This is a genomic window from Rhodanobacter sp. FW106-HT46G03, from assembly GCF_058789895.1.
This window is the reverse complement of record NZ_JBYTCC010000001.1, coordinates 2,427,581-2,442,360: the sequence shown is the minus strand read 5'-3', so window position 1 is coordinate 2,442,360 and position 14,780 is coordinate 2,427,581. Positions and strand designations below refer to the sequence as shown.

13 protein-coding genes, 1 tRNA gene and 1 other RNA gene are annotated in these 14,780 nt (G+C 67.2%); 11 read left to right on the top strand and 4 right to left on the bottom strand.

From position 1 onward, the window contains the following. Nucleotides 1-75 precede the first annotated feature (75 nt). Entirely contained in the window at nucleotides 76-609 is a 534-nt protein-coding gene (locus AC3WP6_RS10770; protein WP_492627703.1) for a hypothetical protein, read from the top strand. Between the two features lie 73 nt (nucleotides 610-682). Here AC3WP6_RS10770 and hrpA read toward each other — a convergent pair whose 3' ends face one another. Next, nucleotides 683-4,843: an ATP-dependent RNA helicase HrpA gene (gene hrpA, locus AC3WP6_RS10765; RefSeq protein WP_492628686.1), complete on the bottom strand. Its 4,161-nt coding sequence runs from the start codon at nucleotides 4,841-4,843 to the stop codon at nucleotides 683-685. A 45-nt stretch (nucleotides 4,844-4,888) separates the two neighbouring features. Further along, nucleotides 4,889-5,272 (bottom strand): DoxX family protein, encoded by a 384-nt coding sequence (locus AC3WP6_RS10760; RefSeq protein ID WP_492627702.1) that lies wholly within the window; start codon nucleotides 5,270-5,272, stop codon nucleotides 4,889-4,891. Between the two features lie 525 nt (nucleotides 5,273-5,797). Between AC3WP6_RS10760 and AC3WP6_RS10755 the strand changes: the two genes are divergently transcribed. The 9 genes from AC3WP6_RS10755 to AC3WP6_RS10715 all read left to right on the top strand — a co-directional run bounded on the left by AC3WP6_RS10755 (nucleotide 5,798) and on the right by AC3WP6_RS10715 (nucleotide 12,395). Beyond that, a complete protein-coding gene (locus AC3WP6_RS10755; RefSeq protein WP_492627701.1) occupies nucleotides 5,798-6,523 on the top strand; it encodes an oxygen-binding di-iron domain-containing protein in 726 nt (241 codons plus the stop codon). A gap of 50 nt (nucleotides 6,524-6,573) precedes the next feature. Further along, nucleotides 6,574-6,660 (top strand) — tRNA-Leu (locus AC3WP6_RS10750). A gap of 159 nt (nucleotides 6,661-6,819) precedes the next feature. Next, nucleotides 6,820-7,174, top strand: a transfer-messenger RNA (tmRNA) gene (gene ssrA, locus AC3WP6_RS10745). 155 nt (nucleotides 7,175-7,329) lie between these two features. After that, nucleotides 7,330-8,565: a tyrosine-type recombinase/integrase gene (locus AC3WP6_RS10740; protein WP_492627700.1), complete on the top strand. Its 1,236-nt coding sequence runs from the start codon at nucleotides 7,330-7,332 to the stop codon at nucleotides 8,563-8,565. A gap of 57 nt (nucleotides 8,566-8,622) precedes the next feature. Further along, nucleotides 8,623-9,012 carry a helix-turn-helix transcriptional regulator gene (locus tag AC3WP6_RS10735; RefSeq protein WP_492627699.1) on the top strand — a complete coding sequence of 130 codons (390 nt, stop codon included), beginning with the start codon at nucleotides 8,623-8,625 and terminating at the stop codon, nucleotides 9,010-9,012. Continuing rightward, entirely contained in the window at nucleotides 9,009-9,275 is a 267-nt protein-coding gene (locus AC3WP6_RS10730; protein ID WP_492627698.1) for a hypothetical protein, read from the top strand. The genes AC3WP6_RS10735 and AC3WP6_RS10730 overlap by 4 nt, the downstream gene beginning before the upstream one ends. Continuing rightward, nucleotides 9,272-10,207, top strand: coding sequence for a toprim domain-containing protein (locus AC3WP6_RS10725; protein WP_492627697.1), 936 nt, complete (start codon nucleotides 9,272-9,274; stop codon nucleotides 10,205-10,207). Before AC3WP6_RS10730 ends, AC3WP6_RS10725 begins: the two co-directional genes overlap by 4 nt. Continuing rightward, nucleotides 10,204-11,763, top strand: a complete 1,560-nt coding sequence (locus tag AC3WP6_RS10720; protein ID WP_492627696.1) for a YfjI family protein — start codon at nucleotides 10,204-10,206, stop codon at nucleotides 11,761-11,763. Before AC3WP6_RS10725 ends, AC3WP6_RS10720 begins: the two co-directional genes overlap by 4 nt. Nucleotides 11,764-11,936: 173 nt before the next feature. Further along, nucleotides 11,937-12,395, top strand: coding sequence for a hypothetical protein (locus AC3WP6_RS10715; protein WP_492627695.1), 459 nt, complete (start codon nucleotides 11,937-11,939; stop codon nucleotides 12,393-12,395). 315 nt (nucleotides 12,396-12,710) lie between these two features. Here AC3WP6_RS10715 and AC3WP6_RS10710 read toward each other — a convergent pair whose 3' ends face one another. Further along, complete coding sequence (locus AC3WP6_RS10710) at nucleotides 12,711-13,100, bottom strand: cytochrome c (protein ID WP_492627694.1); 390 nt, start codon at nucleotides 13,098-13,100, stop codon at nucleotides 12,711-12,713. A 102-nt stretch (nucleotides 13,101-13,202) separates the two neighbouring features. Here AC3WP6_RS10710 and AC3WP6_RS10705 point away from each other — a divergent pair, with 102 nt between their 5' ends. Continuing rightward, nucleotides 13,203-14,039, top strand: a complete 837-nt coding sequence (locus AC3WP6_RS10705) for a tRNA threonylcarbamoyladenosine dehydratase (protein WP_492627693.1) — start codon at nucleotides 13,203-13,205, stop codon at nucleotides 14,037-14,039. Here AC3WP6_RS10705 and AC3WP6_RS10700 read toward each other — a convergent pair. Continuing rightward, nucleotides 14,024-14,764, bottom strand: coding sequence for a beta-ketoacyl-ACP reductase (locus AC3WP6_RS10700; RefSeq protein WP_492627692.1), 741 nt, complete (start codon nucleotides 14,762-14,764; stop codon nucleotides 14,024-14,026). The two genes, AC3WP6_RS10705 and AC3WP6_RS10700, sit on opposite strands and share 16 nt — an antisense overlap. Between the last annotated feature and the right edge of the window lie 16 nt (nucleotides 14,765-14,780).

Sequence of the window (14,780 nt, the reverse complement as noted above, 5' to 3'; positions counted from 1 at the left end):
TTGTAGGGCGACTGGTTGGAATGCCTTGTGCACAGGCACAATGCCCGCTGCGACCCACTTTCCACGGAGCCCGCCATGTCCGTTTCCTGCTGGTTGCGCCCGCTTGCGCTGACCGCGCTGCTTGTCGTTTCGGCACTGGCGGCTGGCCACGCCCAGGAGGCTCCGTCGCTGGCCGCGCGCATGGGCGCGGCCGCGTTTCACCGCGCCGGCCTCGATCAGTTGAGCCCGCAACAGCTCAAGGTGCTGGAAGGCTGGCTGGCGGCCCACGATGGCGAGCTGGCGCGTCAGCGCCCGCTGGCGGCCGAAGGCTCGGCCACCGTGGCTGCTGAGCGCGCGTCCCGGCGCGCCGCACCGGCAACAGCCAGCAAACCGAAGCTGGGGCGGGTGGCCATCCGCAGTACCGTGGCCGGCGCGTTCCGCGGCTGGCAACCGGGCGCCGTGCTGGTGCTGGCCAACGGTCAGCGGTGGCGCGTGGCCGACGACAGCATGCTGGATACCGGCAAGGCGCTCGATTCGCCCGCGGTGACCATCCAGCCGGGCCTGGTCGGCGGTTGGCTGCTCAAGGTCGACGGCTACAACACTGCGGCGCGGGTGCAGCCGGCCAACTGAAACGGGGTCACCATTTCGCCCCGGAGGAATTGAGTCCGCCACTCCCTGCCGGCGAAATGGCGACCCCATTTCGCTACGGGCGAGATGCCCCCCTTTCGATGCCGGCGGCGCGTGCCAGGCGCTTGGCCGACACCGGCTCGGCGGTCTTGAGCTCTTGCGCAAACAGCGATACCCGCCATTCCTCGATCAGCCAGCGCAGCTCGTCGAGCCCTTCGGCGCCCTCGGCGCGACGTTTCAGGTATTCGCGCCAATAGGGCAGCACCTGCAGCATGCGCTGCTGATCCTTGGCCGGATCCTGTTGCAGGCGTTCGGCGCGCAGGCGCATCGCCTTGAGGTAGCGTGGCAGGTGTACCAGCCGCGTGCAGGGCAACTCGCGCAGAAAGCCGGGCGTGAGCAGCGCATCGGCCTGTTCGTGCAGATCGTCGTAACTGGCGCGCGCAAAGCCAAGCAGCGGCGGCGTGAGCCAGTGGCGCAGCTCGGCCTGGGTTTCAATGATCGGTTCGGCGAGTTTCAGCCGTTCGATCGCCGCGGCAAAGAGGTCGCGTGCGGCATGCAGGTGCAGCGTGGTGAAGGCGCCGGCGCTGCGCACGTCGAGATCGAGCGTGCCGATCAGGTCGGCCAGCGCGCCTTCGACCAGGTCTTCACGCAGGCTTTCGGCGCTGCCGAGCGGCGCGAATTTCAGCGCCAGCGGGTTGCCGATCGGCAACCGTCGCCGCGCCTGCTTCAGATCGGTGGCGAGCGCGTGGCGCAACAGGCGCAGCACGCCTTGCGCATGTTGCTGCATCGCCTCGTCGCGGCGCTCGAACACGCGCAGCGCCACACCGTCGCCGAGATCGACCAGCGCCGGGTAGGCGACAAGGTTGCCGGCGGAGCTCACCTCGTGCGGGATCTCCTCGAAATCCCAGTGCGTAACATCTTCGCGTGTCAGCTCAATGTCGGTCTTGCGCGAGAACGCTTCGCGTGCGCGGGCCTCCCACGTGGCCCGCAGCGCGGCGAGGTCGCGCCCGGTGGCCAGCGTGTGCCCGTGCTCGTCGTGCACGCGGTAGCGCATGAGGTAGTGCGGCGCGAGCTCGATGCCGGCGAACTCCGCGGCGGCAAGCGGCACACCGGTGGTACGCGACAGGAAAGTGGCCAGCGCCTGCGCAAGCGGCGTGTCGCGCGGCGCTTCGGCCTCGGCGAACGCGCGCGCGAAATCCGGCGCGGGCACAAAGTTGCGGCGCAACGCCTTGGGCAAGCCGCGGATCAGCTCGGCCGCCTTCTCCGCCAAGAGGCCCGGCACCAGCCATTCGCAGCGGGCGGCGGGCAGCGCATTGAGCATCGCCAGCGGCAGGTGCAGGGTGACGCCGTCGGCCTCGTCGCCGGGCACGAAGCGGTATTCGAGGCGATAGCGCTGCGCGGCGCCAGGTGCCTGGACGTCCAAAGCCGCGGGAAATGCCTTGGGATCGAGTCCGGCGCCGCCGACCATCACGTCGTCCAGCGACCAGCGCAGCGCCGCCTGTTCCGCCGGCCGCGCGCGGCGATACCAGGCGTCCAGCGCGCGGCTGCTGGAGATCTCCTCCGGCAACTTGCCGCGAAAAAAATCCACCAGCGCGTCCTCGTCGCGGATCAAACCCTCGCGGCGTTGGCGCGCCTCGATGCCGTGCGCGTCTTCCAGCACGCGCTGGTTGGCGCGCACGAAATCCGCGCGGGCATCGAGGTCGCCGCGCACCAGCGCTTCGCGCAGGAAGATTTCGTGCGCGAGCGGCGGGTCCTGCCGGTCAAACGTGATCGGTCGGCGTTCGACCAGCGTCAACCCGAACAGGCTCACTTGCTCGTAGGCCACCACGCAGCCGCGCTTTTTCGACCAGTGCGGATCGCGGCACGCGGTTTTTACCAGGTGCGCGGCTTGCTGCTCGACCCACGCCGGTTCGATCCGCCCGCATGCCATCGCCCACACCTTGCCGCTGATGTCGAGGATCTGCGCGGCAAACAGCCAGTTTGGCGGCACTTTGGCGAGGGCGGAGCCGGGAAACACCTGGAATTTCCGCTCGCGTGGCCCGAGGTAGATGCCGCGCTCGTCCTTGCGCCCCACCTGTGTGGGCAACCCGGCCAGCAGCGAGCGGTGGATGGCCTCGTAGGCAAGCGATGCTGCGTCTTCATCCCGCTCCTTGCTTTTGCCTCCTCTCCCCTCCGGGGAAAGGATTGAGGCGAGGGGGGCGGACTGGCGAGAGCGTTCGTGTGAAGCACGTGGGTTCTGCCCGCCGTCCCGCAAGCCTGGCCCCTCACCCCGTCGCTCTTCCCGTGGCGGAGCGGGGGACGGGCCGCGGCCTTTGCGCGAGGGAGCGGGGGAGGCGCTGTGGCCTTCCGGTTGGGGTGAAGAGATCTGGGCGTCGAGCTTCCAGCCGAGCTCCTGCACCACCAGCAGCAATTGCCGGTGCAGCTCGCGCCATTCGCGCATGCGCAGAAAGCTCAGGAAATGCCGCGTGCACCAGTCGCGCAGCTTTGATTGCGTGAGGTCGCGGTGGGCGGCGCCGTACTCGCGCCACAGGTTGAGCACGCCGATGAAATCGGATTTCGGATCGCTGAAGGTCGCATGCGCAGCGTCCGCCTGTTGGCGTGCATCGGCTGGACGTTCGCGCGGGTCCTGGATGCTGAGGAAGGCGACCAGCGCCAGCATCTCGCGCAGCGCGCCGCGGCGCTCGCCCTCGACCAGCATGCGTGCGAGCTGCACGTCGACTGGCAGGCGTGCAAGCGTGCGGCCGGTGGCAGTGAGGCGGCGCGCGCTGTCGATGGCGCCGATTTCCGCGAGGCGGCGATAGCCGTCGGCCACGACGCGCGGGTCGGGTGCATCGAGAAACGGAAACTGCTCCACTTCGCCGAGCTTCAACGCCAGCATGCGCAGGATCACGTTGGCCAGCGCGGCGCGCAGCAATTCGGGGTCGGTGAACGCGGGGCGCGCGGCAAAATCCGCCTCGTCGTACAGGCGATAGCAGATGCCGGGGCCGATGCGCCCGCAGCGGCCCTTGCGCTGGTCGGCGGCGGCTTGCGACACCCGCTCGATGTACAGCCGTTCGACCTGGCTGCGCTGGCTGTAGCGCTTGACCCGCGCGTTGCCGGTGTCGACCACGTAGCGGATGCGCGGCACCGTGAGCGAGGTCTCCGCGACGTTGGTCGCCAGCACCACACGCCGCTTCGGGCCGGGCTTGAACACGCGATCCTGTTCGGCGGCGGAGAGCCGCGCGTACAGCGGCAGGATCTCCGTGGCCCGGTATTGCCGACGCGACAGGAGCTGGTGCGCATCGCGGATCTCGCGCTCGCCGGGCAGAAACACTAGCACGTCGCCGGGGCCGGTTCCGAGGCTGTGGTCGGCCATGATCTCGTCGACCACCGCGGCGATGTGCTCCGTGCTGCCCTGTCTGGAGTCAGGTTCGCTTTTTGCCGAACCCCGCTCGTGATCGGCGGGTCGCCAACGCACTTCCACCGGATACGCGCGGCCTTCCACTTCCACCACCGGCGCGTTGCCGAAGTGCGCGGCAAAACGCGCGGTGTCGATCGTGGCCGAGGTGACGATGATCTTCAGGCCCGGTCGGCGCTCGGCGAGGCGCTTCAGGTAGCCGAGCAGGAAGTCGATGTTGAGGCTGCGCTCGTGCGCCTCGTCGATGATCAGCGTGTCATACGCGGAGAGCCACGGATCGCCCTGGGTTTCCGCCAGCAAAATGCCGTCGGTCATGAACTTGACCAGCGTGCGGTCGGAGACGTGCTCGGTGAAGCGCACCTGGAAACCCACGAGGTCACCGGTTTGCGTGCCCAGCTCCTCCGCGACGCGGCGCGCCACCGAGCGTGCGGCGAGCCGGCGCGGCTGGGTGCAGCCGATGATGCCGGCCTCGCCGCGTCCGGCGGCCAGGCACAGCTTGGGCAATTGGGTGGTTTTCCCCGAGCCGGTTTCGCCGGCAATCACCACGATCTGGTGCTCGCGGATCAGCTCGACGATGGCGTCGGCGTGCGCGGTGATCGGCAGCGTCTCGTCCAGGCGGATCGCCGGCTTCGCCGCCACCCGGGCTGCGCGTTTCGCGGCGGAGGCCGCGATGGCGGCGGCAAGCGCCGCCAGCTTGCGCGCATCCGGGGTTTTCGACAGCTGCCGCCAGCGTCCGGACAGACGTCCAAAATCGCGGCTGCACACCCCGTCCAGCGCGCGCTTGAGCGCGTGCAGCGAGGGTATTTCAGGCGCGGGCAGTGGGGCGTCGCGGTCGTTCATGGAGCCGCCCATGATAGCGGCTCCACACCGCTGCCCCGTGCGGCGTCAGTGCTTGCGGGCGTCCAGGCTCCACGCACCGGCGCCACGGCTGGCCATGACAAACAGCGCGCCGCCGAGTGCCAGTTCGGCAAAAAAGATGATTTGATCGAGTTGCGGGCCACTCGGGCTATGGAAGAACAACACGGCCAACACGCAGAAGCCGCCAAGGAGGAACGACACGATACGGGTGTGCCAGCCGATCAATAGCAAAATGCCCCCGCCGAGCTCGGTCAGGATCACCAGTGGCATCAACCAGGTGGGCACGCCGTGGGCCGTCATATAGGCGGCAGTTCCAGCGTAGCCAGTAATTTTTTCAATGCCAGACGGGATAAAGAAAACGGCGATGAGGATGCGGCCGAGCAGGTCAAGCGCGTGGCGAATGGTGTCCATCGAGCGATTCCTTGGGTTGGCAACGGGGAGTTTCGCCGCCAGCGCACACCGCTGCGTGCAGCAAGCGAAACTCGGGCCCGCATTGTGGGCCGCCCCGCGGCCGGCTCGCAATGAAGACGAGGTCAAGGCCGACGGGGCGTGGCGTGTTGCGGGTCGGGATTCGCTCCAGCGGGCCACCGCGCAACGTATTTCGGCTGGGATCCGACCGGCAAGGCCCGTGTGTGGTGCCACGCTTGCCTCGTCTCCAGTACCGCATCGCTGGCCGAAGTACCGGCTCGCCACGGCCTCCCGGCGCGACATGCCGGACCGGCGCACCCACCTGATCGGGAAGCGCCGGCAATCCACGTGTGCCTGCCTGCCGGAGCGGCAGGCAGGCCGCCAACGAGGGCAGCGCGTGGCAGCCTTCGCCGCACCTGGGCGGCATGTGATCGGCGTGCCGCGCGCCTTCACCGCGGCAAAAACCGACGCTTGAGTCCTTTCCGCTCGCTAGACTCGGCTCGTTCTCTGGCAAGCGAGGAGCCCAGCATGGAAACCATCGTCACCGAGGTCGCCGACGGCATTTACCAGCTTGCCACCTACATCGAAGCCGCTGACCTGCGTTTCAACCAGTACTTGATCCTGGCCGATGAACCGTTGCTGTTCCACTGCGGCCAACGCCGGCTGTTTTCCAGCGTCAGCAGCGCGCTGGCGCAGGTATTGCCGCCGGCAAAGCTGCGTTGGGTTTCGTATGGCCATTTTGAAGCCGACGAATGCGGCGCCATGAACGACTGGCTGTGCGCTGCGCCGTGCGCCACCGTGGCGGTTGGCCGCATCGGCTGTATGTTGTCCGCCGTCGACCAGGCGATCCGCCCGCCGCGCGCACTGGCCGACCACGAAGTGCTCGACCTCGGCGGCAAGCGCGTGCGCTACCTTGCCACGCCGCACGTGCCGCACTGCTGGGATGCCGGCGTGCTGTACGAGGAAACCACCGGCACCCTGTTGTGCGGCGACTTGTTCACCCAAATGGGCAACGGCCCGGCGCTGGTCGATGGCGACATCGTGGCCGCGGCACTGGCCAGCGAAGACCACCACCACAGCACCGCGCTCACCCCGCAAACCGCGCCTACCATCCGCGCCTTGGCGCAATATCAGCCCAAGGCACTGGCCTTGATGCACGGCCCAGTCTTCCACGGCGATGGTGCCGCCGCCTTGCGCGTCCTTGCCGATGGCTACGCCGAGCGCTTCACTGCCGCCATCGCGCACGCCGGCTGAAACCGCGCAAAGCCGCCTTGGCACCCCATGCTACGATCCTCGGCCACCCGGCCCGGATGGCGAAACTGGTAGACGCAAGGGACTTAAAATCCCTCGGCCGCAAGGCCATGTGGGTTCGATCCCCACTCCGGGCACCAGCCGGGTTGCCGGGCGACGGCATGCCTGTGCACATCAACAGGGGGCACGGGTGACTCGGGGCTTGTCATCAAAGCGCGTGACAGCGGCAGGAAACTGCCCTGCGCGTTGAACCCGTCCAATGTGCCCGCATATACTTGTCTGGCCATGACGTTTTCCCCGGGGGTGTACTGGCTTCGACGGGGGTAGCGAGATGACTTGGTGCATGCCGAGGGGGCAGCTTTCCTCGTTAATCCAGCAGCAAACTCATAGTTGCCAACGACGACAACTACGCTCTCGCCGCTTAAGGCGTAAGCCCCGAACCCACTTGTGCTCATGCTCGTCGGTGTAGGGTCATTATCATGAGATCGCCGAACGCTGCCGCCTGGCGGCTCTAGGTCAAATCAATCAGGCTGGTTCCGCGGTGCGCTTCGCCCGCCGTGCTTGTCGCGGAACGAGATCGAACGGTGAGCTAAGCATGTAGATCCGGGCATTGAGCATCTTCGGACGGGGGTTCAACTCCCCCCACCTCCACCAATAAGCCGTCCAACGGCGTCCAATAGAGGCCGGAAACCCACGACAAATCAAGGGTTCCGGCCTTTTCCTTGTCCAGCGACGTGTGGGGGCATCCGTTGCAATCCGGCCCCGGTTGGGGGCATCCTTGGGGGCATGGGGCATCCGCTGCGGGTGAGATGCCCCCAAGCGAGGATGCCCCCACGCTCACCGATACCGCGATACGCAAGGCCAAGCCCGCCGACAAGCCGGTGCGGATGTTTGATGGCGGCGGTCTGTACCTGGAAGTCTCGCCAGCCGGCGGCAAGCTGTGGCGGCTCAAGTACCGATTCGGCGGGAAGGAACGACGGCTGGCGTTGGGCATCTACCCCGACACCGGCCTAGCCGATGCCCGCGACAAGCGCGACGCGGCGCGCAAGCTGCTGGCGGCTGGCGTCGATCCGGGCGAGCAACGCAAGGCCGAGAAAGCGGCGGGCGTGGAACGCGCGGCCAACAGCTTCGAGGTGATCGCCCGCGAATGGCTGGCAAAACAAACGTGGGTGGAGCATTACCGCGTGAAGGTCGAGGCGTGGATGGTGAACGACGTCTATCCGTACATCGGCGCCCGCCCCGTGGCCGAGCTGGCCGCGCCCGAATTTTTGCGCGTGGGGCGACGCATCGAAGAACGCGGCGCCATCGAATCCGCGCACCGCGTGTTGCAGACGTGCGGGCAGGTCATGCGCTACGCCATCGCCACCGGGCGAGCCGACCGCAACCCCGTTGCCGACCTGAAGGGCGCGATTGCCGCGCCAGCCGAACGCCACCATGCGGCCATCACCGACCCCGTGGCCTTTGGCGGCTTGCTGCGCGCCATCGATGGCTACTCGGGCGACGTGGTGACGCGTGCGGCCTTGAAGCTGTCCGCGTTGCTGTTTGTGCGCCCCGGCGAGCTTCGGCATGCAGAGTGGGCCGAGATCGACATGGACGCGGGCGAGTGGAACATCCCCGCCGGCAAGATGAAGATGCGCCAGCCGCACCTGGTGCCGCTGTGCGGGCAGGCGGTGGCGATCCTGCGCGAGCTGTACCCGCTGACCGGGCGCGGGCAGTACGTGTTTCCGGGTGGCCGTTCGCCGCGTCGCCCACTGAGCAACAACGCGATCAATGCGGCCTTGCGGCGCATGGGTTTCGGCAAAGACACCATGACCGCCCACGGCTTCCGCGCCACCGCGCGCACGATGCTGGATGAAGTGTTGGGCTACCGCGTGGACTACATCGAACACCAGCTTGCCCATGCCGTGAAAGACCCGAACGGGCGCGCCTACAACCGCACGGCGCACCTGCCGGAGCGGCGGAAGATGATGCAGGGGTGGGCCGACTATTTGGACACGCTGCGCGCTGGTGGTGACGTGCTGCCGTTCAAGCGCAAGGTCGGATAGACGCGGCGGGCGTTCGTTGGCCCGCTTGACATCGCGCGGGAGTCCGCCAAACTGTCCATGCTGATGCTCTGCACCCGAAAGCCCGCCACCGCGCGGGCTTTCGCGTTTCTAGCGCCAGCAAAACCAACCGACCCGCCTAGCGCGGGTTTTTTTATGCCCGCAAGGGCCAACCCCAAGCCCCGCCATCGAGCGGGGCTTTCTCGTTTCCAAGGTCTGAAAATGACGAACACGACGATGCAAGAACTGCCCGGCCGCATCCTGATCCGGCTCCCTTCCGTGCGGCTCAAAACCGGCATGAGCCGCAGCACGATCTATCGCCTGATCGGGTTGGGCGATTTCCCTGCGCCAATCAAACTCGGGCCGGCCACGTCTGCATGGGATGCGGCACAAGTGGATGCGTGGATCGCCAGCCGCGAGGCTGCATCGCGCGTGGAGGTGGCCGCATGAGTGCCGCCGTCGAGATCATCGAAGCCACCGGCGACGCCGAACTGTGCCGCGCGCTGGAAGCCGGGCAAGGCTGGCTTGTTGGCTTGACCCGCCAGCCGGACGGAACGCTTGAGGATGTGCTGATCGTCCGCAATCGCAAGTCCGGCTTTCTCGCAGCGATCCCGGCAAGCGATGCCGAACGATTCTCGGCCGGCCTACCGTTTGCGGTCGGCACTGCACTGCGCGAAGCGGCGGCACGTATCCGTGCGGAGGTGGCCGAGTGACCGCCTACCAGACACGACGAAGCCCGGCGGCAACCGGGCTTCGAGATCGCACACACAACACCACGCGCGCCTATTCTACCCCGGCCGATGCCGGCCTGCTGCTGGCGCGGCTGGAAGGCGTCCACCGTGCAGGCAAGGGCTGGCGTGCCTGCTGCCCGGCGCACGGCAGCAAGTCCGCTTCGCTGTCCATCGTGGAGGGCGACGCCGGCATGGTGCTGGTGCGCTGCCACGCCGGATGCACCGCGCAAGCCATCGCGGAAGCGGTCGGTTTGACCCTGGCCGACTTGTGCCCACGACGTGATGCCGACCATCGAACCGGATCGAGGAACGCGGCAGACGTCGCGCTGATCGTCGCCAGCGCGCGGCGACGCCGCGAGGCCGAGGAACGGCAACGCCACGCCGAGGCGGCAGGGCGTGCGCTGGCGCTTTGGGAGGGCGCCAGCGAGGCGAGCGCCAGCCATCCCTACCTGCGCACAAAGCGCGTCGCACCCTACGGCATCCGCGAGGTTGGTGGCTGGCTGCTGATCCCGATATGCGACACGGCCGGCGCGCTGTGGAACGTGCAACGCATCGGCATCGGCGGCTGCAAACTGTTCGAGCGCGGCGCACGCATTCGCGGTCTGTTCCATTTGATCGGCACCCCGGTCGCGGACGTGCTGTGCATTGCCGAGGGCTACGCCACCGGCGCCAGCGTCCACGCGGCCACTGGCTACCCGGTCGCGGTGGCATTCAACGCCGGCAACCTTGAACCCGTGGCGATCAATCTGCGCGCCAGCTACCCCACGGCCCGCATCGTCATCTGCGCTGACAACGACACCGCGACTGCCGAGCGTATCGGCCGCAACCCCGGCATGGAGGCGGCGACGGCTGCCGCGCGGGCCGTGGGCGGTTTGCTGGCGGTGCCCCACTTCGGCATGGAGGCTGCGGCATGAACGCACCGGCAAAACTGACTGACTTCAACGATTCGGCAAACACGCAAGGCGCCGATACCGTGCGCGACGTGGTGCAGCGTGCGAAGGCGCCGCTAGTGGCAGTGCCGGAGCCGTTGCCCGACCCGTTGCCATCGGTTCCTGCCTTTGATGCCGAGCTACTGCCGCAGTCCGTGCGCGCGTGGTGCGTGGATGCCGCCGACGGCCTACAGGTTCCTTTGGACTTCACGGCGATACCGGCGATGGTAGCGCTGGCTGGCGCCATCGGGCGCGGCATCGCGGTGGCGATGAAGGAACACGCCCGATGGTTTGAGCGGCCTATCTTGTGGGGGTGCGTGGTCGGCCGGCCGAGCAGCGGCAAAAGCCCGGCATTGATGCCCGCGCGGCGCATGCTGGATCGGCTCGCAAACGATGAACGCCAGAGTCACGAATCGGCGATGCGTGCCTATGAGGCGCGCATCATGGTCGCCGAGGCGCAGCGGGCGAATGCGAAGGATGCCATCCGCAAGGCCATGAAGGCAGGCGACGTCACACAAGCCGAAGCGCTGGCCGAGGCAGTGACGGGCGAGGATGCGCCACCGTGCGAGCCGCGCATCGTGGTCAACGATGCCACGGTGGAAAAGCTGGGCGAGCTATTGAATGCGAACCCGCGTGGCCTGGTGCAATTCCGCGATGAACTGGCCGGCTGGCTGGCGAGCCTGGATCGTGAGGGCCGCGAAGGCGACCGCGCATTCTGGCTGGAATGCTGGAACGGCAGCGGCAGTTTCACCGTGGATCGGATCGGGCGCGGTACGGTGCGCATCGAAGCCTGCGCGGTTTCCATCTTGGGCGGCATGCAGCCGGGCAAGCTGGGCGAGTACGTACGCGGCGCGATCCGTGGCGGATTCTCCGATGATGGTCTGATCCAGCGGTTTCAGTTGGCCGTCTACCCCGACTTGCCGGCATCGTGGCACTACACCGACCGGCCACTGAATCCCGAGGCCGAGCGCGCGGCATGGGCGACGTTCCAGCGACTGCGCAACCTTGACCCGGACGCCATCGGCGCCGAACGCAGCGAGGGATGCGACGCGTCCTTCATGCGGTTTGATGGCGAGGCGCTGGGGATGTTGATCGAGTGGCAGACGGAACTGATGCAGCGGCTACGGTCTGGCAGCGAGCCGGCATGGATGGAGTCGCACTTGTCCAAGTACCGCAGTCTCGCGGGTCGGCTAGCGCTGGTGCTGCATCTTGCCGATGGTGGCGCCGGCCCGATCCCAGCCGAGGTGCTGGCGCGTGCGCTGGGCTGGTGTGACTACCTTGAAGGCCACGCGCGGCGCATCTATGGCCCTGCGCTGGACTCGGGTTTGTCGGCTGCCCATGCGCTGCTGCGCAAACGCGGCGATCTGGGCGAGGTATTCACGGCGCGCGAGGTTTACCGCAAGGGATGGTCGGGCCTGACTGATCCGCAAGCCGTAGCCGAGGCGCTGGGCGTGCTGATCGAATACGGCCACCTGATCGAGCGTGACGCGGACGCCAGCGGCGGACGTCCATCGGTTTCGTTCGCATGGGTGGCGGCATGAACTGGCGTGACCGGCTGGCTACCCAGCGGACAGAAAAAATCCAGAAAGGGCCGGGTGGGGAACTGACAAAACCGACAAAACCCCTTTTGTCAGTTTTGGCAGTGCCCCGGGTGGCCATTCTTGAAAAATCGAGGCTAGCCGCCGACCCTGCTGTGAGGGTGGATATACGGCCCGTGCTGCTGGGGCTGGCCGACCGGCTGGGCTTGGCCGCCGTGCTGGTGCATCGTCTGCACGATGCCGACCTGCGGACACTGGCCGAACTACCCGAGGCCGGCTTGCGCGCGTTCCTGCTGGCGGCTGCCGACACCGCCACGCGACAGGCGGGCAAACCGCCCGAGGGCGACACGGCGGCGATCTACTGCGGGCGGTGCGGCCCGGTCTATGCGCACCCGAGTATTGCCGCCGTGCTGCCCGTGGTGGACGGTTGGCCGCGTGCGTTGGGCTGCCCGTGGTGTTTCGTCCGCAAGGCTGGCGGGTATGTGCCCCGGCCGCGCGTCACGTGCGAGACCTGCACGCACTGGCAGCCCGACACGATCAATCCACCGGCGGGCATGGGGAACTGCGCACTCGGCAACGGCATGCACTACCCGATGCAGCGGCACGCCTGCGGCAGCTACCGGCCGAGCGGGTAGGGGGGCGACGCGCAATGAACTGAGGTTGTGGCTGACCGCTTCCGCGAATCGAACATCCGCGAGCCGCGCCACGGCGGGCACTTCGAGCAGATCGGCCACCGCTTGAAGCGCGTGGCTGTTCCGCGATCTTCACCCTGCTGTCAGGGCCGATATAGGCCAGTCACTTCGACGCGCTGGGGGCATATTTGGGGGCATCTTCCATTTTCCGATTCGCGGAACCTTTGCAGCACAAGGCTTTCCGGCGATTGTTTGATAGACCCCACCCCACCAACCTGCAGGGCCCGGTTTTCCGGGCCCTGCGCTTTTGGCGCGCGCTCAGCGGTACTGGCGGTGGCAGTCGTCGCAGGTCTGGTTGATCGGGCGCAAGGCGGTGGCCAGGGCGGCGCAGCTGGCCGGGTTGGCGAGCGTGGCCTGCTGCAGGTGGGTCTGCAGGCGGTTGGCAAAATCGACGAAGTTTTTCTCGTGGATGCCGAACACCGGCAGGATGTCGGTGGCGGTGGATTGCAGGCGCAGCAGGTGGCGGGCGGTTTGGGTGGCGTCGCAGTGCTGCGCTTTCACCGCCTGTTTGAGGCTGGCCATGTGGTAATCCATGGTGTGCATGATGGCGGTCGGCATCGGGTTGCGCTGGGCAAGCAGGCTCATCACGTTGGCGGTGCCGACGACGCCGATGGCGAGGCCGAGCAGGATGAGCAATGCGACGCGCATGGGGTGCGATCCGATCGAGGCAAGGCGCTGAGCATAATCCGTCCCGCTGCGGGGCCGGGATAAAATCGCGTCTTTCCGCCCACGCTGCGCACCGGCTCGACCATGACTGAACCCACGCCGCTTTTCGAACGTTTTGCCGGTATCGAACGCCTGTATGGCGCGGGCAGCGTGGCGCGCCTCGCGCAGCGGCATGTGTGTGTGGTGGGCATCGGCGGCGTCGGTTCGTGGGCGGCGGAGGCCTTGGCGCGCAGCGGCATCGGGCACCTGACCCTGATCGACGCCGACGAGGTGTGTGTGTCCAACACCAACCGGCAATTGCCTGCGCTGGAGGGTGAATATGGCAAGCCCAAGGTGGCGGTGATGGCGGCTCGTCTGCGTGCGATCAACCCCGCGCTCGCGCTGGAAACGATCGAGCGGTTCCTTACCACCAGCACGCTGGACGAACTGCTTGACCGCGGTTACGACGCGGTGCTGGATGCGTGCGATGCGTTCCGGGTGAAGCTGGAGATGATCGCCTGGTGCCGGCGCCGCAAGTTGCCGATCGTCAGTGTGGGCTCGGCGGGCGGGCGCACCGACCCCACCGAGATCCGTGTGCGCGACTTGTCGCGCACCGAGCACGATGCAATGTTCAGCCTGATCCGGCGCAAGCTGCGTACGGATTTCAATTTCCCGCGCAACCCGCAGCGCTACTTCGGCGTATCGGCGGTGTACTCGCTGCAAAACGTGCAGTACCCGCAACCCGATGGCAGCGTGTGCGGCACGCGTCCGCCAGAGGGGGAATCCATGAACCTGGCGTGTGGCGGCGGGCTGGGCGCGGCCACGCACGTCACCGGCGCATTCGCGTTTGCCGCGGTGGGCAAGGTGATCGAGAAGCTGCTGCAGGCGCGCGCCGGGCAAGGCGACAACGCGCGCGCTGTCGACGCTCACCAACCCATGTAATGCCCGCCGTTGATGGCGAGGTTGGCCCCGGTGATCCAGGCGGCTTCCTCGCCGACGAGGAAGGCGACGGCGTAGGCGATCTCCTCTGGCTTGCCGAGGCGGCCCACCGGGATCTGCGCCACGATCTTTGCGCGTACCTCTTCGGGCACGGCCATCACCATGTCGGTGCCGACGTAGCCGGGCGAGACGGTGTTGACGGTGATGCCGAACTTGGCGTTTTCCTGCGCCAGCGAGATGGTGAAGCCGTGCATGCCGGCCTTGGCGGCGGCGTAGTTGGCCTGGCCGTACTGGCCTTTCTGGCCATTGATCGAGCTGATCTGCACGATGCGGCCCCACTTGCGTGCACGCATACCTTCAATTACCGGGCGGGTGACGTTGAAGCAGGCGTTGAGGTTGGTGTTGACCACGTCCGTCCACTGCTCGTAGCTCATCCGGTGGAAGGTGGAATCGCGGGTGATGCCGGCGTTGTTGACGAGAATGTCGATCGGACCGCATGCGGTTTCGATGGCGTTGATCATTTCCGCGCAAGCTTTGGGGTCGGAAACGTCGCCGGCGGCCATGTGCACGTCGATGCCTTCGGCATGCATCGCCTTGCGCCATGCTTCGGCCTTTTCGGCATTGCGGTAGTTGGTGGCCACGCGGTACCCCTTGTGGGCGAGGTAGCGGACGATTGCGCTGCCGATGCCGCCGGTGCCACCCGTTACCAAAACCGTACGCTGCGTCATGTCAGTCTCCCTGGGT

Coding starts and splice junctions, on each gene's coding strand:
- AC3WP6_RS10770 (WP_492627703.1), top strand. CDS start 76: ATGTCCGTTTCCTGCTGGTTGCGCCCGCTTGCGCTGACCGCGCTGCTT.
- hrpA (WP_492628686.1), bottom strand. CDS start 4,843: ATGAACGACCGCGACGCCCCACTGCCCGCGCCTGAAATACCCTCGCTG.
- AC3WP6_RS10760 (WP_492627702.1), bottom strand. CDS start 5,272: ATGGACACCATTCGCCACGCGCTTGACCTGCTCGGCCGCATCCTCATC.
- AC3WP6_RS10755 (WP_492627701.1), top strand. CDS start 5,798: ATGGAAACCATCGTCACCGAGGTCGCCGACGGCATTTACCAGCTTGCC.
- AC3WP6_RS10740 (WP_492627700.1), top strand. CDS start 7,330: ATGCCCCCAAGCGAGGATGCCCCCACGCTCACCGATACCGCGATACGC.
- AC3WP6_RS10735 (WP_492627699.1), top strand. CDS start 8,623: ATGCTGATGCTCTGCACCCGAAAGCCCGCCACCGCGCGGGCTTTCGCG.
- AC3WP6_RS10730 (WP_492627698.1), top strand. CDS start 9,009: ATGAGTGCCGCCGTCGAGATCATCGAAGCCACCGGCGACGCCGAACTG.
- AC3WP6_RS10720 (WP_492627696.1), top strand. CDS start 10,204: ATGAACGCACCGGCAAAACTGACTGACTTCAACGATTCGGCAAACACG.
- AC3WP6_RS10710 (WP_492627694.1), bottom strand. CDS start 13,100: ATGCGCGTCGCATTGCTCATCCTGCTCGGCCTCGCCATCGGCGTCGTC.
- AC3WP6_RS10705 (WP_492627693.1), top strand. CDS start 13,203: ATGACTGAACCCACGCCGCTTTTCGAACGTTTTGCCGGTATCGAACGC.
- AC3WP6_RS10700 (WP_492627692.1), bottom strand. CDS start 14,764: ATGACGCAGCGTACGGTTTTGGTAACGGGTGGCACCGGCGGCATCGGC.